Source organism: Croceicoccus sp. Ery15 (assembly GCF_020985305.1).
In the GTDB taxonomy this organism is placed as follows: Bacteria; Pseudomonadota; Alphaproteobacteria; order Sphingomonadales; family Sphingomonadaceae; genus Croceicoccus.
Genome location: NZ_CP087588.1, coordinates 3,003,881 through 3,023,671, shown reverse-complemented (window position 1 = coordinate 3,023,671; position 19,791 = coordinate 3,003,881). Strand labels below are relative to the sequence as shown.

The following is a 19,791-nucleotide window of genomic DNA, read 5'->3' as shown; positions in this document are numbered from 1 at the left end:
GCGCAGGTAAACCGTGCAATTCCTTCCGCCCGCAGTCCGAGTGATGATATAGCAAGAGCCGCCGCCGTTTCCGTTCGCGCGCGGCCATGTTCAGGGAAGCGCCGTCCATGACGACCACATCTGCCAGGGATACCGATTACCGGATCGGTACAGCCTTGGTTGTTGAGGACGATCCCATTCTCGCCCTATCGCTAGAAGACATCCTGCTGAGCGGCGGGTCGCCCGAGGTGACCGTCTGTTCCAGCACTCGTCAGGCATTGGCTGCGCTGGAACGCAAACGGCCCGATGTTTTGGTGCTGGACGTGCATCTGGTGGACCGCGACGATGGCTGGGCCGTCGCGGAACTGGTCACCGAACTGGGTCCGCAGGTGCCGCGCATCGTGTTTTCTACCGGCAATCCGCAAGCGATCCCGCCCGCGATCAAGGAAATGGGCAAGGTGCTGGTCAAGCCCTATGCCCCCGAAGCGCTGCTGGAAGCGGTGCGCGACACGCGCCGCACCGGCCTGTTGCAACGCCTGCGCGGCGCTATCTCGCACGACTGAAACGCCTCGCCCTTGCGGCGCAGAGGAATCGCTACTCCGCTCGCAAATGCCAGCCATGTAAAAAGGCCTCCGCCCCCTTGGGTGGGGCGAAGGCCTTTCGGGATCGTATCACCAACCGCATTGGACGGGAGGGGGGTCTCGGTGGGTGACAAGCCTATAATGAACCGCCAGCCAAGCGGTTCCATGGCGCGGTCGAATTTTTTGCGATTGCCGCAAGTTTTTTCATATAGGACTGTTTTTAGGTGATTCTTTTCCAGAAACACTCTGAAACAAAGCGCCCCGTCACAAGAACGGCCGCGGCGCGGACAGGCTGGGATCGTATCGCACGAACCGGCTCACTTCCTCAGGATCGGGGATTTCGATCGCATTCAGCGACCATCGGACCAGACCGTCCCGCCGCAGGCTTTGCATCGACCGGTTGGTATGCACCAGCGACAGCCCTAGCATATCGGCCACCTGCCCCTGCGTGACCGACAATTCGACGCGGTGATCCGATCCGGCAAGGCAGGTCCCCTCGGCCCGTTTCAACAGGAACAGCGCCAGATAGGCGATACGTTCGCGCGCATTGCGCTGCCCCAGCGCGACCAGATGTTCCTCCAGCGCGGACTCTTCCTTTGCGGCCAGCCATATGATGTCATAACCCAGTTGCGGATTGCGCCCGACAAAGTTCAGAAAGCGGTCGCGCGGGAACACGCACAGCCGCGCGGGGGTCAATGCCTCCACCCCATGCGTCATCGGTTCGTCCAGCATGGATTGCAGACCGATCAGATCGCCGGGAAACAGGAAATTGATGATCTGCCGCTGCCCGTCCTCCATCAGGCGGAACCGGATCAGCACGCCTGACAGTACCGTATAGATCTCAGTGCTCTTTGTGCCTTGCGTCAGAACCTGTCCGCCGCGTTCCAGCGCGATCTCACCCTGTTTGAACGTCTGGATCTCGCGCCGGCGTTCGGCACCCGAATCCCGCAAACCGGGGCATTCGACCAGCGGGCAGCTGATGCACGATGTTGTTGCGGTTCCCGTCATCATGTCGCTCGGCCCTCCCCGGCTGTACGGCTATCAGCGAAATTTCATCGCTTTCCATATTGTTTCCACGGTTCATCGCAATAACTTATGATTCATCACGCGAAGCATTCCATCGCCTCGGGAACCGAAGCGATGCGTGTTCGTTGATGCCGGAACTGCCAAATAGGGAAGGGTTTTCATGTCTCTTGGGGCCAAGGTTGCCGCCAATCTTCCATATCTGCGGCGCTATGCGCGCGCATTGTCCGGATCGCAAAGCACGGGGGACGCATTTGTGCGTGCCACGCTTGAGGCGATTCTTGCCGACACCGAATTAAAGGAAAGCCTTGCCGAAGGCGGCCGGGTGCCGCTTTACCGCGCTTTCAGCAAGCTGTGGTCGAGCGCGTTTCTGCAGGTCGCAGACGGCGACGACATGGTCGGCGACCATGAAACCGCCGCGCAGGAACGTCTTTCGGTCATCACGCCACTTAACCGGCAGGCTTTGCTGCTGACCACGCTGGAAGATTTCTCGATCCCGCAAGCGGCCGAGATCATGGATCTGACCGAAGGCGAGGTCGAGGCTCTGGTGCAGGAAGCGGTGAGCGAGATCGACCGCGAATCCGCGACCAGCGTTCTGATTATCGAGGACGAGCCGCTGATTTCGATGCAGCTTGAGGATCTCGTCCGCTCGCTGGGCCACGATATTTGCGGCACCGCCGCCACGCGCACGCAGGCGCAGGCGGTGATCGCGGAATCGATGCCAGGTCTGGTGCTGGCCGATATCCAGCTGGCCGACGGTTCGTCGGGCCTCGACGCGGTGGACGACATCCTCTCCATCGGGTCGGTGCCGGTGATCTTTATCACGGCCTATCCCGAACGCCTGCTGACGGGCGACCGGCCCGAGCCGACCTATCTGGTCACCAAGCCGTTTCAGGAAAGCACGGTGCGCGCCGCGATCAGCCAGGCGCTGTTCTTCGGATCGAGCCGCCCGCTGCCCTAACCATTTTCGAACAGGTCACGCCCGAACGCCCGAAGGTCATCGATCTTCGGGCGTTTTGCATTGGTAACCAAGCTACGCGGACGCGTTATCGGCCGGCGCCAATCAGTCAGGGCAGAATTGCGCGCGGTCGATGCGCTGCTTCATGCGCTTGGCCCGCAGCACGAATTCGCTGCGCGAGCGCACGGGGATCAGCATGGTACAGCGCACGCCCGTCGGTTCGAACACCAGCTCGACCGGATTGCGCAGTTCATGGGCGACGATCTTCTCGATGAGATCGGTACCAAAACCGCGCTTGCGGTCCTGCGAAACCTCGGGCCCGCCGCTCTCGCGCCAGCGGACGCGCACCAGATCGTCGGACATGAGATCCCAGTCGACCTCTACCTTGCCGTCGGCAGTCGACAGCGCGCCATATTTGGCGGCATTGGTCGCCAATTCGTGAATGGCAAGACCCATCGATAGCGCATCGTTGGGTGCCAGCTCGACATGCGGGCCGTTCATTTCGACCACCGCATCGCGCCCTTGTGCATAGGGGGCCATCTCGACCTCGATCACCGAACGGACGGGCGTGGTGCCCCATTCGGACTGGGTCAGCAGATCGTGCGTGGCCGACAGCGCGCGGATACGCCCGTCGAGCGATTCGGCGAAACTCTCGATGGAATCGGCGCGGCGGCGGGTCAGTGATACGATCGACAGCACATTGGCCAGCGTATTCTTGACGCGGTGATTCAGTTCGCGGGTCAGTGAATTGCGGATCGCGGCCTGTTCTTCCAGCAATTCGATCACCTGCCGCGCCTCTACCGCCTGCCGCGTCAGCAACCATGCAATAGCCAGCGCCAGCGTCGAACAGATCAGACCCGCGATCAGCGCGATCAGCGACAGCTGGCTCAGCGCGGCGGGACGCAGCGAATGGAGTTCCAGCACCCATTCGCGATTGGCGATCTGCACGATCTTGCGCACACTCTCACCCCCGGCCTCGCCCGTGGCGCGCTGTGCCATCAGCCGGTCGGGCGCGACCGTCTCGTCGTATATCGCCATTTGCACGGCGCGGTTTTCCATGCCCTGCATCGCGGAATCGACGAAATCCTGCGCGTTGAACGGGCTGTAGATATAGCCCTTCAATTCGCGCATCCCGTCTGCGCCGGTGTGGAACACGGGCATATAGACCAGAAAGCCCGCGGCATCGACGTCGCCTTCCTGCACCAGCACGACGCGGCCCGATGCCGTGGGGCGGGCGCTCTCCTCTGCCTCTATCATCGCGTCGCGGCGGACGGGTTCGGAAAACATGTTAAAGCCCAGCGCGCGGCGGTTCCGTTCGGTTTCGGGCTGCAGATTGGTGACCGGCACGGCGTAGGCCTGATCGGCGCTCGGCAAGGGGTCGACCGCAAAATCGGCTACGCCCACTTCGCGCATCCTGTTTTCGAATGCCGCGACATCGCCGGTGTTCACCCGCGCGGCCCAGCCGATGCCGTCGGCGCCGCGGAAATTGGAATCGAGCCGCAATTGACCGACGAAGGTCTGGAACATGGGCACGGGCACGCTGTCCTGGCTGGCGAACAGCGCCGCGCCCGACCGCAGATAGGCGGCATTGGCATTGGCCCGCCGTTCCAGCGCGGCCCCCGCTTCCACTGCCAATTGCTCCAGATCGGCGCGGCGCGCATCGCTTTCGGCACGTTCGATCGCCCACACGCCCAGCAGGGTCATGGCGAAAATCGTGATGAAGATGGCCAGTGGCAACGCCCGCGGAAAGCGCGAGAACCAGCGCAGGGTTCCGCCCATCCGCCGCTCTGCCCGCGTCAGCCCGCTGCCTTGCGGTCCGCCCGCTTGCTGCCCCGCAGGCCCTAACCCCTGTTTCACTCCGTCGGCGATCGGAACGCCCCTTGTGTCGTTCGGCTGCAGAAGATCCGCCCGATCCGCCGCTTGTGCCCCGGCGATGCCGCCGGTCGCCTGCATATTCAAGCAGGCAAGATCGAACGGGTCGCGTAAACTTTTGTTGCAGCGGGAACCAACCGCAACCGGTTTCGTTCCCGATTTCAGGCCCCCGATAAATACATGGCGATAATGCCGGTGTGAGCGGGGTCGGCGTCGGGGTCCAAGGTTGAGGGAACGGCTGTATCTGGCCGCTTTCCATGTTTATCCGGCGCTGCAGGAATTGAACGGACGGGCGTACTGGCAGACCGGCAGGTTGCCGCCCCCGATGGCGAAATGATGGAATGACAGGTCAGAGCAGGGTGAAACAGGAACAGATGTCAGACGAACCGATGCGCAGCCGCAAGCGCCCCGATTGGGCGACGGGCCTGCGCCAACTTTACGACTCGGTCGTCGAGGAACCCCTGCCCGACAGTTTCAGCGATCTTTTGTCCAAGTTCGACGAGGAAGATCCCGACGCCAAGGATGCGTCGACCAAACCTGCCGGCACCAAGGGTGCGGGCGCCTGATGTCCGAGGCTTCCGACGCCGCGCAGACCGGCGATACACACGTCATGAGCGAGGCCGAGCGCGCGCGCGAATTCAAGCGCGAGTTGACCGAGGTGATCCCGCATCTGCGCGCCTTCGCCCGCGGGCTGTGCGGCAGGCCCGATCTGGCCGACGATCTGGTTCAGGAAGCATTGATGAAGGCATGGGCCGCGCAAGAGCGGTTTCAGCCCGGAACATCGATGCGCGCATGGACATTCGTGATCCTGCGCAACGCCTATCTGACCGATATGCGCCGCAACCGGTTCCGCGCCGATTATGACGAGACGGTGGCGGAACGCATCCTGACTGCCCCTGCCGGACAGGAAGGGCCGCTGCATCTGTCCGACATGCATCGCGCGCTGCTGACCTTGCCGCCCGAACGGCGCGAGGCTTTGCTGCTGGTCGGTGCGGGCGGCTTCTCTTACGAAGAGGCGGCCGAGATTTGCGGCTGCGCCGTGGGCACGATCAAAAGCCGCGTAGGCCGCGCCCGTGCCGCGCTGAATGCCATGCTGGACGACGGCGATGTCCCGCAGCGGTCGACCGATGATGTAGTTGCGCACAATGCAATCATGGGCGAACTCGACGAGATGGCCGAACCGCAGGTAAACGGGAACAGCTGATTCTTGCACGAGCGCAGGAATCAGAGCGGGTTGGGGGCCGCCATGGACGATTCCGTTGAAACCGAGAATGCACGCGCCGAAACCGGCGCCGAACCGATTTTCATCGACCGCACCGATCATGACGGCGAAACGAACCGCACGGTCATCTGGGTCTCGCGCGACCTGAACCGGCTGGCGTCGGCGCTTTTGCTGATACTCGGGTTGGGACTGTTCCTCGCCCTGCCCTTCGTGCTGTCCATCGGTTCGGTGCTGTTCCTGCCGCTGGTGACGGCGCTGGTGCTGACCATTGTGCTGTCGCCTTTGGCCGACAGTCTTGCGCGCATGGGCATTCCCAATATCATCGCGTCCTTTATGGCGGTGATCGTGTTCATCGCCATCGTCGTCACGGCTTTGGCGACGATTCTGAACCCCGCAATCGCCTTGTTCGACCGCGTTCCCGTCCTTGTCGCCTCTATCGACGAAACCTTCACCCAGTTTCGCGGACAGCTCGACTGGATCAACGAGCTGAACCAGCGCGTCGGCAGGTTGGCGGGGCGCAGTTCCACGCGCGAGGTTGTGCTGGCCACCCCATCGATGGTGGAGCGGCTGGCGCTGGCGACGCCATTGCTGGTTCTGGAAACGCTGCTGACCCTGCTGATGGCGTTCTTCATGATAGAGGCGCGGGTGCGCCTGCGCCGCCGCCTGCTGCTGGAACGGGCCGAGTTCACATCGTCGCTACGCGCGGCCCGCGCAATCCGCGACGTGCAGGACCGGGTAGCCAGCTATATCCTTACCGTCGGGCTTATCAATCTGGGCGTCGGCGTGGTTGCCGCGCTGGGCGCATGGGCGCTGGGGCTGGATGCGCCGGTGATGTGGGGCGGGCTGGCCGCGCTGTTGAATTTTCTGCCCTATGTCGGGCCGCTGATCATGACGGGCATTCTGCTGCTGGTCGGCATGGGCACGGCGGAGACGGTGTTCCTGGGCCTGATCCCCGCCAGCGCCTATCTTGCGCTGCATGCAGTGGAAGCGAATGTCGTAACGCCCGCGATCCTTGGCAAACGTTTCACTGTCAATCCGGTGCTGATCCTGATCGCGATCAGCTATTTCACATGGATCTGGGGCGTGCTGGGCGCATTGCTGTCGGTGCCGATCCTGATCACGCTGATCGCGATCTTCCAGCATCTGGGCCACCCGAACATCGTTGGTTTCCTGTTCGGCGAACCCTTGTTTGTGCACCCGCACGGGGACGAACCCGAATAGCGCCTGCAACGAAAAAGGGCCGGACGTTTCCGCCCGGCCCCTTTTCATCTTTGCGCTAATCCTGACGCTCAGGCCGAAGGATAGGCCCAGGTCGTGCCGCGCGCATAGTTTTCCGCTGCGAAGTCCCAATTGATGTGGCCGGTCGAAACCGCCTTCAGATAATCGGGACGCACATTCTTGTGGTCGAGGTAATAGGCATGTTCCCACACGTCTAGCGTGAGGAGCGGGTTCTTGTCGCCAATGGCCAGCGTGCCCGCGTCATGCGTTTCCTCGATCGACAGCTTGCCGTCCTTGTCGGCGGCCAGCCACACCCAGCCGCTGGCGAAATGGCCCGCGCCCGCGGTCTGCAGCTTTTCGATCAGCGCGTCGGCCGAACCGAAAGCGGCGTCGATGGCCGCGGCCAGATCGCCCGAGGGCGCGCTGCCGGCGGGCGACATCGAATGCCAATAGAAGGCATGGTTCCAGCTTTGCGCCGAATTGTTGAACAGGCCCGCATTCTTCTTCGCGTCGGCCTCTGCGATGATTTCTTCCAGCGTGGCTTCGGCCAGCGGCGTGCCCTCGACGGCGGCATTGGTCTTGTCGACATAGGCCTTGTGATGCTTGCCGTGGTGCGTTTGCAGCGTGGTGTCCGAAATCGCGGGGCTCAGCGCGTCATGGGCATAGGGAAGGTCGGGAAAGGCAATCGCCATTGGTTTTCTCCTGTTGATCTCGCGGGGGTGACTTGGGGCTCGATACATCAATTCACAAGGGCCGATGGGGTTGCAAACCGGACTAAATTCGCTGGTTCGGGCAAGTTTCATGCGTCTGGCACCGGTTTCGTGGGGGTATAACGGTCGATCGCGCCCGTCACCGCGACATTCATCGTCACATTGCCGATGGTGCGCATGATATCGGGCAACATCTCCACCGCGACCAGAATGGCCAGCGGCGCGACCGGCACGCCCATGGCGATGGCGATCGGCCCGATGGAGGAGACGAAGCTGATCGACCCCGGCAATGAAGGTGCGCCCAGAGTGGTGAGCGAGGCGACGATAACGCCTGCCACAAGGGTTCCCGCCGTGATCTCTACCCCCATCAGATGGGCCGTATAGATCGCGACCGCCAGATTCATCGCAGGGCTGGTCGCGCGGAAGACGGTGACCGCCATGGGCAGCACGAAATCGGCGGTATCCTCTGCAATGTTCAGCCGCCGCGACGCCGCCAGCATCGGCGGCAGGCTGGCGAGCGAGCTTTGCGTCGACAGCGCCACAGCCTGCGCAGGCAAAACCGCGCGCGCAAAGGCGCCAAGGCCTGCTCTGACCCGAAAAGCTGCCAGCACATAGGCGCCGACAAAGATCACAAAGCCGATGGCCGACACGGTCAGCACGTAATGGCCCAGCGTCGCAATCGCGCCCAGCCCCGTGCTGGCGCCCAGCTTTGCGCCCAGCGCGAAAACGCCCAGCGGCGCGATCCGCAGCACCCAGCCGATCATCACCAGCATGGCATTGGCGATGCTGGCAAAGAACAGGGCGATCGCATCGCGCTGCACCGGACCCAACCGCGTCGCCGCCAGTGCAAGAGCCGCGGCAAAGATCACCACCGGTATCATCGCGGTTTGCGAGGCCGCGGCGAAAATATTGGTCGGAATGAACGAGGTGACGAAATCCGCAAAGACAGGCACCGGCCCCGCTTCTACCCCCGCCAGATCGGCGGCAAACCCATCGGCCACACCTGTGGGGACGGGAAAGATGCGCAGCAAGGCAGGGGTAACCAGCGCGGACATGACCGATCCGGCCACCAGCAGCGCCGCGAATGTTCCCAAGGTCAGCGCCGCCATGCGCCCCGCCTGTGCCGCGCGGGCCATATGCATCATGCCGGTCACCACCAGCGCGGCGACCAGCGGCACGATAGTGATCTGCAGCGCGTTCAGCCACAACGTCCCCACCGGCCCCAGCACCGTGCCGATCCATGCTTCCGCCGCCGAACCGCGCAGCAACACGCCCAGCGCGATGCCAGACAGCAACCCGCCCAGCGTCAGCCATGTGGGCATGCGGATTTCGGGGGTTTCCAGCATGGCGGCGTGCGGTTTCGCGTCGTGGGGAATGATAGGGCCCTTTCCTGCGCGCCCGCCAAGTGACATGGAGTGTTCCATGACAATGCGCGGCCCCGCGCGCAAGATGCCAGCCATCATAGGGCGGGCAGCAGATCGAAAAGGCATTCGACTTGGGACGCAAATATTTCGGCACCGACGGCATTCGCGGCCGCACCAACAGCGGGAACATGACCGCCAGCATGGCAATGAAGGTGGGGCAGGCGGCTGGCACCTATTTCCTGCGCGGCGATCACAAGCATCGCGTGGTGATCGGCAAGGATACGCGCCTGTCGGGCTATATGATGGAAAGCGCGATGGTCGCGGGCTTCACCAGCGTGGGCATGGATGTGGTGCTGCTGGGCCCGATGCCGACGCCGGCGGTCGCCCTGCTGGCGCGATCCATGCGGGCCGATCTGGGCGTGATGATCAGCGCCAGCCACAATCCGTTCGAGGATAACGGCATCAAGCTGTTCGGCCCCGACGGCTTCAAGCTGTCGGACGAGGATGAATTGGCAGTAGAGGCCATGCTGGATCAGGAACAGCTGTTGGTGCAGCCCAAGGATATCGGGCGGGCACGGCGGATCGAGGATGCGCGCGGGCGCTATATCCACGCGGTCAAGAATTCGCTGGCGAACGAGACTCGTCTCGACGGATTAAAGATCGTGGTCGATTGCGCAAATGGCGCGGCCTATGATGTTACGCCCCCGGCGCTGTGGGAACTGGGGGCCGAGGTGATCGCGATCGGAGTGAAACCCGATGGCCTCAACATCAATGACGGCGTCGGATCGACCAGCCCCAAGGCGCTGCAGGAACGCGTGGTGTCCGAAGGAGCCGACATCGGCATCGCGCTGGATGGCGATGCCGACCGGCTGATCGTGGTGGACGAGAAGGGCCGCACCGTCGATGGCGACCAGATCATGGCGCTGATCGGGCGCGACTGGAACCGCGACGGGCGGCTGCGCGGCGGCGGCGTCGTGGCCACGGTGATGAGCAATCTGGGTCTCGAACGCTTTCTGGAGGGCGAGGGGCTGTCGCTGATCCGCACGGCGGTGGGCGACCGCTATGTCCTGGAAAAAATGCGCAGCGGCGGGTTCAACGTGGGGGGTGAACAATCGGGCCATATGATCCTGCTCGACCATGCGACCACGGGCGATGGCACGGTGGCGGCGCTGCAGGTGCTGTCGGCACTGGTCGCTTCGGGCAAGCGGGCGAGCGAACTGCTGCATCTGTTCGATCCGGTGCCGCAGGTCCTTAAAAACGTGCGTTTCACTGGCAACCCGCTTGAGACCGACGCGGTCAAACGGCTGATCGCCGATGCCGAGGCGCAGCTGGCAGGACGCGGTCGGCTGGTGATCCGCAAATCGGGCACCGAGCCGCTGATCCGCGTCATGGCCGAAGGCGACGACGCGGGCGAGGTGAACAGCGTGGTCGATGCGATCTGCGACGCGGTGGGTGACGCCTGATGCTGGAAATGCGCGTGGCCTGCGAACGCTGCGGAGAGCCCCTTCCTGCCGAGGCGCATGGCGCATTCATCTGCAGCATGGAGTGCACATTTTGCGTCCCTTGTGCCGAGGCGCTGGACGATACATGCCCGAATTGTGACGGCGAGCTAGCCGACCGGCCCACGCGCAGTAAGGACGTGCAAGCCCATCTGGCCCGCAAATGACGACACCGCGCATTCTGGTCATCGCCGGTTCGGATTCGTCGGGCGGGGCGGGCATTCAGGCCGATATCAAGACGATCACCATGCTGGGCGGCCATGCGATGACGGCGATTACCGCGATCACCGCGCAGAACACGCTGGGCGTTCAGGCGGTGGAAGTGCTGCCGCCCGAAATGATCGTGGCGCAGGCGCAAAGCTGTTTGGGCGATATCGGCGTCGATGCAGTCAAGATCGGCATGCTTGGATCGCCCGCCATTGCCGAAGCCGTTGCGGATTTACTTGCGGGCGTCGATGCGCCCGTCGTTTTCGATCCGGTAATGGTGGCGACGACAGGCGCGGTGCTGGCCGATAATGCCACGATTGCGGCGTTTGAAAGGCTGATGGCGCTGGCAACGCTGACCACGCCCAATGTCCCCGAACTGGGAGCTCTGGGCGGGGCCGCTACGCTGACGGCAAAGGGCGTTACATTCCTTGCCAAGGGCGGCGATGCGCTGGACGATCCGGTAACCGATACGCTGTACCGGCCGGAACACGATCCGCTATCCTGGCAAAGCCCGCGCATCGATACGCGCCACACCCATGGCACCGGCTGCACGCTGGCCAGCGCCATCGCCACCGCCCTTGGCGCGGGGCTGGACCTGCTGCCCGCGATCGAACAGGGCCGTGCTTTTACCCGCGCCGCCATGCTGGCCGCGCCCCAACTGGGTCGGGGCAACGGCCCGCTGGGGCAACAGGCGGTGCGGCTTCAGGCTTCGGAACCGACGGCCATTTTCTCGGGGATCGGGACGGTGACGGGGCACGACAGCTTGTAGAAACCGACGATCCGTTCCCACGCCTCTTCGGCGGTTTCGACGATGCGGAACAGTTTCAGATCGTCGCGGCTGATCACGCCTTCGTCGGCCAAAGCGTCGAAATCGACGACCTTCGTCCAGAAATCCTTGCCGAAAAGGAAGATCGGGATCGGCTTCATCTTGCCCGTCTGGACCAGTGTCAGCAGCTCGAAAAACTCGTCGAATGTGCCAAAGCCGCCGGGGAACACCGCCACCGCGCGGGCGCGCAGCAGGAAATGCATCTTGCGCAGCGCGAAATAATGGAACTGGAACGACAGGCGCGGAGTGACAAATTCATTGGGCGCCTGCTCGTGCGGGAGGACGATGTTAAGGCCGATGCTCTCGGCCCCCGCCTCGGTCGCGCCGCGATTGGCGGCTTCCATGATGGCGGGTCCGCCGCCCGAAGTGACGACGAATTGCCGCTGCCCGTCCTCGATCACCGCGCAGGAACTGGCCATATAGGCAAGGCGGCGTGCCTCGTCGTAATATTTGGCCTTGGCGACCAGATTTTCGACGACCTTGCGTCCGCGCTTGTCGCCGTCGGCTTCGGCCAGCATTTCGTCCACCTTGTCGGGTGCGGGAATGCGGGCAGAGCCATAGATGACCAGCGTCGAACCGACGCCGGCTTCTTCCAGCATGGTTTCGGCCTTCAACAGCTCAAGCTGAAAGCGCACGGGGCGCAAATCTTCGCGCAGCAGGAAATCGGTATCCTGAAAGGCCAGACGATAGGCGGGGTGGCGCGTCTGCACCGTGTCGTTGGGCGAAGCCTCGCTGAATGCGGCCTCGTCCTCTGCCTTGTAAAACTTGCGCGGGGTCAGTTCGCGGTCGGCGGCCTCGGGCTTGCCGTGCGGGCCGGGTTTACCCGGCTCCACCGGCGGTTCCTTGCGATCGTTCATTCTATCTCCATCGTGCGCATGCCGGACCGATGCCGTTTGCGCCTTGTTTTCTTTCCGGTCTGCCACGCATGCGACATTCCGCCAAGCCTGCCCGATCAATATGGGGTGCCCGTCCCTTTGCCCGCAAGGGGAACTGGCAAGCGATATATGCCCTGCCGCGATTAAGGACGCTGCCTTGCGAACCGTGTCGCTGCACATCAGCCTTGAAGGGGCAACGGTTGCTGTCAGGCCAGGCGTAAGGCCGATGTATCCGCCTTACGCTTGTGCAGGCGCGGGCGGAAACCACTCACCCGTTTTCACGATGTCCCTCGGCACATAGGTGCGGAAGGTCAGCGAAAATCCCTTGCCTTTAGGGCTTGGCAGCCAGTTCGCCTGTGGCACACCGGCGGGCGGTTCGGGCGCGACATGGATGACCAGCGAACCGTCCTCCCCCGTCTCAAGCGGGGAATAGGAATTGAAGTTGAAGCGCGACAGATCGTTCGGCACCACACGGTAATCTGGCAGGTCGACAAGGATGACCGACCAGTAACCGTCCACCACCGATGACGGCAGCGCGGCGGGATCGAAGCTGAGCTTATAGGCCTTGTCCCCCGCCAGCGGCTGACCCGCCGCGTCGCGGGTGCCGACGAAATAGATCACCTCGCTGCTGGCATTGGCCCAGATGCCGACCAGATTGGCGGCAGTGCGGATCTGGTATTCCGCGCCGTAATTGCCCGCGACCAGCACGCCCAGCCAGCCGGACTGGTACTTGCCCGCCGTGGTGACCGCCGCCTTCAGGAAATCGGGCACGATCTTGCCGCGAAGCTGCCCGTCGATCCGCGCGCGTTCGGCAGGATCGGCAATGGCCAAGGCGATGGCGCGCACCTGCGCCTGCATTTGCGCGGCCAGCGGGCAGACATCCATTGCCGATTCCAGCAGTGCATCGGCATGGTCGAACATCTCCACCCCGATCAGGGCGACATTGTCGAACCCCGGCAGGTCGATGGCGCCGGGAATATCGGGATCGCCCTGTACGGTGACGGTGAACTGTTTCTGCAATGCCACTGCCGCATCGCTGTCAGTCTGCAGTTCCACGCGGGCCAGCATCTTCGCCTTTTGCCCGTGCAGTTCCACGCGCACCGCGCCGTCGGGGATCGCCACACCGGACCCCGGCGTGACCAGCGCGAACAGGCCGGACGGGTTCAGCGGATAGTTCCGCTCGTTGATATTGGTGATCACCTCGCCCCATTCGTCGATGATCTGCGCGGTGTAATAGCGCCCCTCGACCTGCGGAACGGTCAGCAGCGCGGCGGAATTGTCGTCCACACCGAACCAGCATTCCAGATAGGCGACATCCAGATTCGGATTGACGAAATCCGCCGATCCGACGGGGTTGTATTTGACGCGGTTATAACCCGCCCCATCGGCGCCCAGATCGGTCTGTTCCTGCCGCACGACCAGCGCGCGCGACAGCAGATAGACATAGGCGTCATACAGGATCGCATCGGAAATCATCGTCATGCTCCCACCTCAGGCCTTGGTGATGGCGGGCAGGCGATAGGTGCCGTCCTGCGCCTCTTCGCGCGGCATATAAAGGCGCGCGATGATATAGAACGGACCCTCGGGCGCAGGCAGCCAGTTGGCGCGTGCAGCCTCGCCAGGATCGTCGTGCTGGATTACGATTTTCAGCGATCCGTCCGCGCCCTTTTCCAGTCCCGGCGTGCGGTCGCCGATCGAATAGCGGTCGATCGGGTTCTTCACCATCAGCCGCGATACGCCGTCATACAAGGTGAGCGACCAGAACGCATCGACAGGCGGCAGCGCGCCTGCGGGAAATTCCAGCACATATTTGTTCTCGCCCGACAGTTTCGCTCCGTCGCCGTCGGTTTCGGCAATCGGGTACAGCGCTTCTGCGGGGCTGTTGGTATAGATGAACTTCCACGCCACGGCAGAGCGGAACAGGTAGTCGGTCCCGTAATCGCCCATCGGCGGCATATAGAGCCAGCCGCCAATGTTCTGCGACAGATGGTTCCCTTTTTCCTCCACCTTGGCATGGCCCGATGCGGCGCCTTCCCCGATCGCCGTGGCAATCTCGGGCGGAAAGCCGGACAGGTCGAAATCCTGATAGGGGCCGACATTGATCGCGGCCAGCCGCTCCATCAGCGGGGTTTCGGCCAGAGTAGGCAGTTCCCACGCCAGAAACCGGTTCAGCATCGCGAACAGCGCGGGTTTCCCGTAAATTTCCGCGGCCTTATAGGGCGGAAATGCGATATCGGGGGCAGGCACGGGGGTCAGCTCGCCCAGATGCGCGCTCAAAGCCTCGATCTTCAGCTGGTCCTGCAAGGCGGCCACCGCGGCCAGATCGGCCGTGCCATTCACCGCCGTGCGTGTCGCCAGCGCCGCGAAATGGCTGCGCGAGACGATGACCTGCGTGAATTCCTTGTCGGGCAAGGGCCCGCGAAATCCGGGTCCGACCAGCAGGAAGGTCCCGCCCTCGCGCCCCGTCGCGCGCGTGCCGATATAGGCGAAATTATCGGTGAACATGTCGACCAGCTGGATCACGAAATAACGGTCGCCCGTCGGCGGCACGGTGATCACGATCGGCTCGGTCCGCAGATCCGCCCACGTCGTCGAATACAGCGTGTCGTTGTTGGGGCTGACCACCAGATCGTAATCGGGCCCGAACAATTGCCGCGCGTGAAGGTAATTGTTGAATCCCGCGAATTGCGGCGAATCCTTCCAGATCGACATTCCGAACATCGACTTGTAATTTTCGACAATTCCGAACCCGAAGATATAGGCTTCCTCGGCCAGAGCGCGGGCGTCGTCAGGGGTCATTCGTGCGGCCTCCGTTGGTCAGGCACTGCACGATAATTGTTCGCAAATGCGCTTGTATCGGGGTTTACCCCAAGGCCGTCGCGGCGGCACCGCGCGCGCGATGCCGCCGTCGGGACGATTACGGCGCTTCCGGCCGCATCAGATCGAACACCGATATCGTGGCCACGCGCGTGCCTTCGGGAATGGCTTTCAGATCGACCATGAAATTGGGATTATGCGCCGAAAAGGGGAACTGCTTCCCTTCGCTGACTGCCTGACGATAGGCCGCAGGATCCGCCACGCCGACCACCAGCAGCGTAAAGGGAACATCGGTGTGGGGACCAAGCAGCAGATGGACATCTTCCGAACCCGTCGCTGGCGGAAAGGATTGAATCACCGCATCCTCGCCCAGAACGTCCGACAGGGTGCCGCCCAGACGCGCGGACAGGTCCGCATCGTTCACCAGCGGCGTCGAGCTGCCCTTCATCGTAATGTCGGGCATCTGGTCTTCGGGCATGCCATAGGTGCGGGCCAGGCCCTCGCTCACCGATTTGATGCCGCGCAGCATCTGCTGGCGGGTCGCTTCGCTGTACCAGCGCAGATTGGCCTTTAGCAGTGCGGTGGCGGGGATGACATTATTGTCCGAACCGGCCTGTATCGATCCGACGGTCAGCACGGCCGTTTCCTGCGGTGTTACGGTGCGGCTGACGATGGCCTGAAATTCCACCACGGCCAGCGCGGCCATCAGCACCGGGTCCTTCGTCATTTGCGGCATCGATCCGTGACCGCCGATGCCCTTGAACAGGATGTCGACCTGATCGGTTCCCGCCATCAAGGGTCCCGGCGCGCTGACCACTGTTCCCACGGGCAAGGGTGCGGTGTGGATACCGATGAAATAATCCGGTTTGGGCACGCCATGGGTTTCGTACATGCCCGCATCGATCATCGCCTGCGCGCCGGTAATCGGTTCTTCCGCTGGTTGGCCGACCAGCACCAGAGTGCCCGACCACGCCTCTTTCATCTGCGTCATCGCGCGCGCCATGCCCAGCATCCATGTCACATGCGCGTCATGGCCGCACATATGGGCAACGGGTGCCTCGGTCCCGTCATCGCGCGTTACACGGACAGTGCTTTTATACGGCAGGTCGTTGGCCTCAGCCACGGCATTGGCGTCCATGTCGGCGCGGTACATCACCACTGGACCATCGCCATTGCGCAAAATGCCGACGACGCCCGTTTCGGCGATGCCGGTCTGCACTTCAAAGCCCAGCGCCTGCAGTTCCCTGGCCACGATCCCGGCCGTGCGCGTTTCGGCAAAGGCAAGTTCGGGATTCTGATGGATATCCTTGAATATCGCGGTAAGCCTGTCGCTATCGGCCATCACCAACCGGTCGATCCGATCGATTTCTGCCGCAGCCGGTCCGGCCATCACCGGTGCGGAAAAAAGCGGCATGGCAGCAAGCATGGCCGTCGCCCCCGCGGCCGCACGAAGCATGTATTTCATCTGATTCTTCCCCCGTTCTGCGAAACCGGCACGCGGGCCGCGCGCCGGTAATCGGCACACCAAAACTGCAACAGGGGGCCAGACGCATACCATCGGGGAAAAACCCCAAGTGCGCCGAGGCTGGGCCTTAGTCCTGCCGTGCAGCCAATTCGCGGTCGGCGAAAGCGATATAGGCGGGGCACGGGGCGACCAGCGCGATCAGCGCATGGGCATCGACGGGCAGACGCCAAGCCGCTAGGGGACGGGGCATGACCGATACGATCACGATCCGCCGCCCCGACGACTGGCATGTCCATTTGCGCGACGGCGCAATGTTGCAGGCCGTGGCAGGCTATACCGCGCGGCAGTTCGGGCGGGCGATCATCATGCCCAATCTGACCCCGCCGGTCACCACGGTCGCGGCGGCACAGGCCTATCGCGACAGGATCATGGCGGCGCTGCCCGCAGGTGCGGATTTCACCCCGCTGATGGTCTGCTATCTGACCGACGGGATCGATCCGGCGGAAATAGAGCGCGGCTTTACCAGCGGCGTGTTTACCGCGTGCAAGCTATATCCCGCGCATGCCACCACCAATTCGGCCCATGGCGTCACCGATATCATGAAGCTGACCGGCGTGCTGGACACCATGCAGCGCATCGGCATGCCGCTGTTGATCCATGGAGAGGTGACCGATGGCGACGTCGATATCTTCGACCGCGAGGCGGTGTTCATCGAACGCACGCTGGCCCCGCTGGTGCGCGATTATCCCGCGCTGAAGATCGTGCTGGAACACATCACCACGGCAGAGGCAGTGGATTTCGTCGAAGGCAGCGGGCCGAATATCGCCGCGACCATCACGCCGCAGCACATGATCATCAACCGAAACGCGATCCTTGTCGGCGGCATCCGCCCGCACAATTACTGCCTGCCCATCGCCAAGCGCGAGAAGCACCGGCTGGCCGTGCGCAAGGCGGGCGTTTCGGGATCGCCGAAGTTCTTCCTTGGCACCGACAGCGCGCCGCATGAAATCGGGCGCAAGGAAAACGCCTGCGGCTGCGCGGGTATCTTCAACGCGCCCTATGCCATCGAAACCTATGCGCAGGTGTTCGACGAAGAAGGCGCGCTGGACCGGTTCGAGGGTTTCGCATCGCTCAACGGGCCTGCATTCTACGGGCTGCCGGTGAACGAAGGGACAATCACCCTGACCCGCAGCGACAACCCCGTCCCCGCCACGCTGGGAGAAGGCGAGACCTGCGTCGTGCCCTATTTCGCGGGCGAAACCCTGCGCTGGACGCTGGCTGACTAAGCCGCTTCGGCTTCTTCCAGCTTCTCGCCCAGCGCCAGCCATTCGGCTTCGACGCCTTGCAATTCGCCGGCGATACGCGCGCGGTGTTCCAGCAGGTCGCCCATCGTGCGATCGGCCCATTCGGGGGCGGCATTGGCGGGTTCATACATGGCGCGGTCGATCTCGCTGATCCGGCCCTGCAGCTTCGCCATGGTCTTTTCGACCTTTGCCAGTTCCGATTTCACGAAACGCGCCTGCGCCCGCGATTTCGACGAATTGGCAGCGGGTTTGGTGGTGGAGGCCTTCTTCTCTTTCGGCTGGTTCCGGCCCAGCACGAAATCGATGTAATCGTCCATGCTGCCCGCATATTCGCGGGCCGTGCCGTCATCGACCAACACAAGACGGTCGGCCGTCAATTCGACCATGTGCCGGTCGTGGCTGATCAGAATGACCGCCCCTGCATAATCGTTGAGCGCCTGTATCAGCGCCTCGCGCGCGTCGACGTCGAGGTGGTTGGTCGGCTCGTCAAGGATCAGCAGATGCGGCGCGTCGCGGGTGATCAGCGCCAGCGCCAGCCGCGCGCGCTCGCCGCCCGACAAGGTTTCGACCTGCGCGGTGGCGCGATTGCCCGAAAAGCCGAACCGCCCCAGCTGCGCGCGCACGGCGGCAGGGGTCTTGCCCTCCATCGCGCGGGTCATCAGTTCCAGCGGGGTGGAATCGCTGGGCAGTTCCTCCACCTGATACTGGGTGAAATAGCCCGCCTTCATCTTGCCAGATGCATTCATCGCCCCTTCCTGCGGCTGTAATTGCGCGGCCAGCAGGCGGGCGAAAGTGGTCTTGCCGTTGCCGTTCCTGCCCAGCAGGGCGATGCGGTCGTCCGCGTCGATCCGCAGGCCAAGGCGGCGCAGGACGGGCTTGTCTTCCTGATACCCTACGGACGCATTGTCGAGCGTGATCATGGGGGAGCGCAGCTCTTCGGGCGACGGGAAATCGAAGCTGAGCGAGGGGTCTTCCATCAGCGCGGCGATGGGCTGCATTTTCGCCAGCATCTTGGCGCGCGACTGCGCCTGCTTCGCGGTCGAGGCGCGGGCCGAATTGCGCGCGACATAATCGGCCAACCGCGCCCTTTGCGCATCCTGATTGGCCTTGGCCGCGGCCAGCTGCGCGGCGCGTTCGGCGCGCTGTTTCTCGAACGCGTCGTAACCCCCCGGATACAGGGTCAGTTGCCCGCCCTGCAGATGTAGGATGTGATCGACCACCTTGTTCAGCAGGTCGCGTTCGTGGCTGATCACTAGCACGGTCGCGGGATAGGCCTTGAGGAAATTTTCGAGCCACAAGGTCGCTTCAAGGTCGAGGTGGTTCGACGGCTCGTCCAGCAGCAGCACGTCAGGCTCGGAAAACAGCAGCGCGCCCAGCGCCACGCGCATCTTCCAGCCGCCCGAAAAACTGTCGAGCGGTCGCTTTTGCATTTCCTCGTCAAAGCCGAGGCCCGACAGGATCTTCGCCGCGCGCGCGGGCGCGCTATAGGCATCGATGGCGAGCAACCGGTCGTGCACATCGCCCAGCCGGTCGGGGTCGGTGCAGGTCTCGGCTTCCTCCAGCAATTGCGCGCGTTCGGTATCGGCTGCCAGCACCGCCTCTTCCGGCGTGGTCGTGCCGCTGGGCGCTTCCTGCGCGATATAGCCGAGGCGGGCGCGATTGGGCTTGGCGATCTCGCCGTCGTCGGGCTCGATCTCGCCGATGATCGCTTTCATCAGCGTGGACTTGCCCGCGCCATTGCGCCCGATCAGCCCGACCCGCGCCCCCTGCGGGATCGAGGCACTGGCACGTTCGAGGATGGGCCGGCCACCAAGCCGGACGGTGACGCCGTCAATCGTAAGCATGGCGCGCCCATAGCAGCGAGCCGCGGG

Annotated in this window: 19 protein-coding genes; 9 read left to right on the top strand and 10 right to left on the bottom strand. The window is 63.3% G+C overall.

What is annotated here, in order from left to right; genetic code table 11:
* Nucleotides 1-107: 107 nt before the first annotated feature.
* Entirely contained in the window at nucleotides 108-542 is a 435-nt protein-coding gene (locus tag LOZ77_RS14840) for a response regulator (protein ID WP_230279767.1), read from the top strand.
* Between the two features lie 282 nt (nucleotides 543-824).
* Here the strand turns inward: LOZ77_RS14840 and LOZ77_RS14835 are convergent, their stop codons facing one another.
* Nucleotides 825-1,571: a Crp/Fnr family transcriptional regulator gene (locus LOZ77_RS14835; protein ID WP_230279766.1), complete on the bottom strand. Its 747-nt coding sequence runs from the start codon at nucleotides 1,569-1,571 to the stop codon at nucleotides 825-827.
* 175 nt (nucleotides 1,572-1,746) lie between these two features.
* On the opposite strand from LOZ77_RS14835, the gene LOZ77_RS14830 reads away from it, so the two are divergent.
* Nucleotides 1,747-2,544, top strand: a complete 798-nt coding sequence (locus LOZ77_RS14830) for a response regulator (RefSeq protein ID WP_230279765.1) — start codon at nucleotides 1,747-1,749, stop codon at nucleotides 2,542-2,544.
* A gap of 102 nt (nucleotides 2,545-2,646) precedes the next feature.
* Here LOZ77_RS14830 and LOZ77_RS14825 read toward each other — a convergent pair whose 3' ends face one another.
* Entirely contained in the window at nucleotides 2,647-4,494 is a 1,848-nt protein-coding gene (locus LOZ77_RS14825; RefSeq protein WP_230279764.1) for a CHASE domain-containing protein, read from the bottom strand.
* A 293-nt stretch (nucleotides 4,495-4,787) separates the two neighbouring features.
* On the opposite strand from LOZ77_RS14825, the gene LOZ77_RS14820 reads away from it, so the two are divergent.
* From LOZ77_RS14820 to LOZ77_RS14810, 3 genes are read left to right on the top strand one after another with little or no spacing between them, the layout of a single operon-like run.
* Nucleotides 4,788-4,979 (top strand): NepR family anti-sigma factor, encoded by a 192-nt coding sequence (locus LOZ77_RS14820; RefSeq protein ID WP_230279763.1) that lies wholly within the window; start codon nucleotides 4,788-4,790, stop codon nucleotides 4,977-4,979.
* A 44-nt stretch (nucleotides 4,980-5,023) separates the two neighbouring features.
* Nucleotides 5,024-5,617 carry a sigma-70 family RNA polymerase sigma factor gene (locus LOZ77_RS14815; protein ID WP_230281891.1) on the top strand — a complete coding sequence of 198 codons (594 nt, stop codon included), beginning with the start codon at nucleotides 5,024-5,026 and terminating at the stop codon, nucleotides 5,615-5,617.
* 42 nt (nucleotides 5,618-5,659) lie between these two features.
* Nucleotides 5,660-6,856, top strand: coding sequence for an AI-2E family transporter (locus LOZ77_RS14810; protein WP_230279762.1), 1,197 nt, complete (start codon nucleotides 5,660-5,662; stop codon nucleotides 6,854-6,856).
* A gap of 68 nt (nucleotides 6,857-6,924) precedes the next feature.
* Here the strand turns inward: LOZ77_RS14810 and LOZ77_RS14805 are convergent, their stop codons facing one another.
* Nucleotides 6,925-7,545 carry a superoxide dismutase gene (locus LOZ77_RS14805; protein ID WP_230279761.1) on the bottom strand — a complete coding sequence of 207 codons (621 nt, stop codon included), beginning with the start codon at nucleotides 7,543-7,545 and terminating at the stop codon, nucleotides 6,925-6,927.
* A 107-nt stretch (nucleotides 7,546-7,652) separates the two neighbouring features.
* Nucleotides 7,653-8,975, bottom strand: a complete 1,323-nt coding sequence (locus LOZ77_RS14800) for a dicarboxylate/amino acid:cation symporter (protein WP_230279760.1) — start codon at nucleotides 8,973-8,975, stop codon at nucleotides 7,653-7,655.
* Between the two features lie 83 nt (nucleotides 8,976-9,058).
* Between LOZ77_RS14800 and glmM the strand changes: the two genes are divergently transcribed.
* From glmM to thiD, 3 genes are read left to right on the top strand one after another with little or no spacing between them, the layout of a single operon-like run.
* Complete coding sequence (glmM, locus tag LOZ77_RS14795) at nucleotides 9,059-10,390, top strand: phosphoglucosamine mutase (RefSeq protein ID WP_230279759.1); 1,332 nt, start codon at nucleotides 9,059-9,061, stop codon at nucleotides 10,388-10,390.
* Complete coding sequence (locus LOZ77_RS14790; RefSeq protein WP_230279758.1) at nucleotides 10,390-10,593, top strand: DUF1272 domain-containing protein; 204 nt, start codon at nucleotides 10,390-10,392, stop codon at nucleotides 10,591-10,593. The genes glmM and LOZ77_RS14790 overlap by 1 nt, the downstream gene beginning before the upstream one ends.
* Nucleotides 10,590-11,402: a bifunctional hydroxymethylpyrimidine kinase/phosphomethylpyrimidine kinase gene (gene thiD / locus LOZ77_RS14785; protein ID WP_230279757.1), complete on the top strand. Its 813-nt coding sequence runs from the start codon at nucleotides 10,590-10,592 to the stop codon at nucleotides 11,400-11,402. Before LOZ77_RS14790 ends, thiD begins: the two co-directional genes overlap by 4 nt.
* Here thiD and LOZ77_RS14780 read toward each other — a convergent pair.
* The 5 genes from LOZ77_RS14780 to LOZ77_RS17860 all read right to left on the bottom strand — a co-directional run bounded on the left by LOZ77_RS14780 (nucleotide 11,336) and on the right by LOZ77_RS17860 (nucleotide 16,866).
* Nucleotides 11,336-12,316, bottom strand: a complete 981-nt coding sequence (locus LOZ77_RS14780) for an LOG family protein (RefSeq protein WP_230279756.1) — start codon at nucleotides 12,314-12,316, stop codon at nucleotides 11,336-11,338. The two genes, thiD and LOZ77_RS14780, sit on opposite strands and share 67 nt — an antisense overlap.
* A gap of 255 nt (nucleotides 12,317-12,571) precedes the next feature.
* A complete protein-coding gene (locus LOZ77_RS14775) occupies nucleotides 12,572-13,816 on the bottom strand; it encodes a DUF1214 domain-containing protein (protein WP_230279755.1) in 1,245 nt (414 codons plus the stop codon).
* A 9-nt stretch (nucleotides 13,817-13,825) separates the two neighbouring features.
* Nucleotides 13,826-15,133 carry a DUF1254 domain-containing protein gene (locus tag LOZ77_RS14770; RefSeq protein WP_230279754.1) on the bottom strand — a complete coding sequence of 436 codons (1,308 nt, stop codon included), beginning with the start codon at nucleotides 15,131-15,133 and terminating at the stop codon, nucleotides 13,826-13,828.
* Between the two features lie 118 nt (nucleotides 15,134-15,251).
* Nucleotides 15,252-16,616, bottom strand: coding sequence for an amidohydrolase (locus LOZ77_RS14765; RefSeq protein ID WP_230279753.1), 1,365 nt, complete (start codon nucleotides 16,614-16,616; stop codon nucleotides 15,252-15,254).
* A gap of 127 nt (nucleotides 16,617-16,743) precedes the next feature.
* Complete coding sequence (locus LOZ77_RS17860) at nucleotides 16,744-16,866, bottom strand: hypothetical protein (protein ID WP_255671136.1); 123 nt, start codon at nucleotides 16,864-16,866, stop codon at nucleotides 16,744-16,746.
* Between LOZ77_RS17860 and pyrC the strand changes: the two genes are divergently transcribed.
* Complete coding sequence (gene pyrC / locus LOZ77_RS14760; RefSeq protein ID WP_230279752.1) at nucleotides 16,865-17,902, top strand: dihydroorotase; 1,038 nt, start codon at nucleotides 16,865-16,867, stop codon at nucleotides 17,900-17,902. The two genes, LOZ77_RS17860 and pyrC, sit on opposite strands and share 2 nt — an antisense overlap.
* Here the strand turns inward: pyrC and LOZ77_RS14755 are convergent.
* Complete coding sequence (locus LOZ77_RS14755; protein WP_230279751.1) at nucleotides 17,899-19,764, bottom strand: ABC-F family ATP-binding cassette domain-containing protein; 1,866 nt, start codon at nucleotides 19,762-19,764, stop codon at nucleotides 17,899-17,901. The genes pyrC and LOZ77_RS14755 overlap by 4 nt on opposite strands.
* Between the last annotated feature and the right edge of the window lie 27 nt (nucleotides 19,765-19,791).

What these genes read in the sequence shown, in the direction of transcription:
- LOZ77_RS14800 (WP_230279760.1), bottom strand. Translation starts at nt 8,975, where the DNA reads ATGTCACTTGGCGGGCGCGCAGGAAAGGGCCCTATCATTCCCCACGAC.
- LOZ77_RS14835 (WP_230279766.1), bottom strand. Translation starts at nt 1,571, where the DNA reads ATGATGACGGGAACCGCAACAACATCGTGCATCAGCTGCCCGCTGGTC.
- LOZ77_RS14830 (WP_230279765.1), top strand. Translation starts at nt 1,747, where the DNA reads ATGTCTCTTGGGGCCAAGGTTGCCGCCAATCTTCCATATCTGCGGCGC.
- LOZ77_RS14765 (WP_230279753.1), bottom strand. Translation starts at nt 16,616, where the DNA reads ATGAAATACATGCTTCGTGCGGCCGCGGGGGCGACGGCCATGCTTGCT.
- LOZ77_RS14780 (WP_230279756.1), bottom strand. Translation starts at nt 12,316, where the DNA reads ATGAACGATCGCAAGGAACCGCCGGTGGAGCCGGGTAAACCCGGCCCG.
- LOZ77_RS14820 (WP_230279763.1), top strand. Translation starts at nt 4,788, where the DNA reads ATGTCAGACGAACCGATGCGCAGCCGCAAGCGCCCCGATTGGGCGACG.
- LOZ77_RS14810 (WP_230279762.1), top strand. Translation starts at nt 5,660, where the DNA reads ATGGACGATTCCGTTGAAACCGAGAATGCACGCGCCGAAACCGGCGCC.
- LOZ77_RS14770 (WP_230279754.1), bottom strand. Translation starts at nt 15,133, where the DNA reads ATGACCCCTGACGACGCCCGCGCTCTGGCCGAGGAAGCCTATATCTTC.
- thiD (WP_230279757.1), top strand. Translation starts at nt 10,590, where the DNA reads ATGACGACACCGCGCATTCTGGTCATCGCCGGTTCGGATTCGTCGGGC.
- LOZ77_RS14840 (WP_230279767.1), top strand. Translation starts at nt 108, where the DNA reads ATGACGACCACATCTGCCAGGGATACCGATTACCGGATCGGTACAGCC.
- pyrC (WP_230279752.1), top strand. Translation starts at nt 16,865, where the DNA reads ATGACCGATACGATCACGATCCGCCGCCCCGACGACTGGCATGTCCAT.
- LOZ77_RS14755 (WP_230279751.1), bottom strand. Translation starts at nt 19,764, where the DNA reads ATGCTTACGATTGACGGCGTCACCGTCCGGCTTGGTGGCCGGCCCATC.
- LOZ77_RS14775 (WP_230279755.1), bottom strand. Translation starts at nt 13,816, where the DNA reads ATGACGATGATTTCCGATGCGATCCTGTATGACGCCTATGTCTATCTG.
- LOZ77_RS14815 (WP_230281891.1), top strand. Translation starts at nt 5,024, where the DNA reads ATGAGCGAGGCCGAGCGCGCGCGCGAATTCAAGCGCGAGTTGACCGAG.
- LOZ77_RS17860 (WP_255671136.1), bottom strand. Translation starts at nt 16,866, where the DNA reads ATGCCCCGTCCCCTAGCGGCTTGGCGTCTGCCCGTCGATGCCCATGCG.
- LOZ77_RS14790 (WP_230279758.1), top strand. Translation starts at nt 10,390, where the DNA reads ATGCTGGAAATGCGCGTGGCCTGCGAACGCTGCGGAGAGCCCCTTCCT.
- LOZ77_RS14825 (WP_230279764.1), bottom strand. Translation starts at nt 4,494, where the DNA reads ATGCAGGCGACCGGCGGCATCGCCGGGGCACAAGCGGCGGATCGGGCG.
- LOZ77_RS14805 (WP_230279761.1), bottom strand. Translation starts at nt 7,545, where the DNA reads ATGGCGATTGCCTTTCCCGACCTTCCCTATGCCCATGACGCGCTGAGC.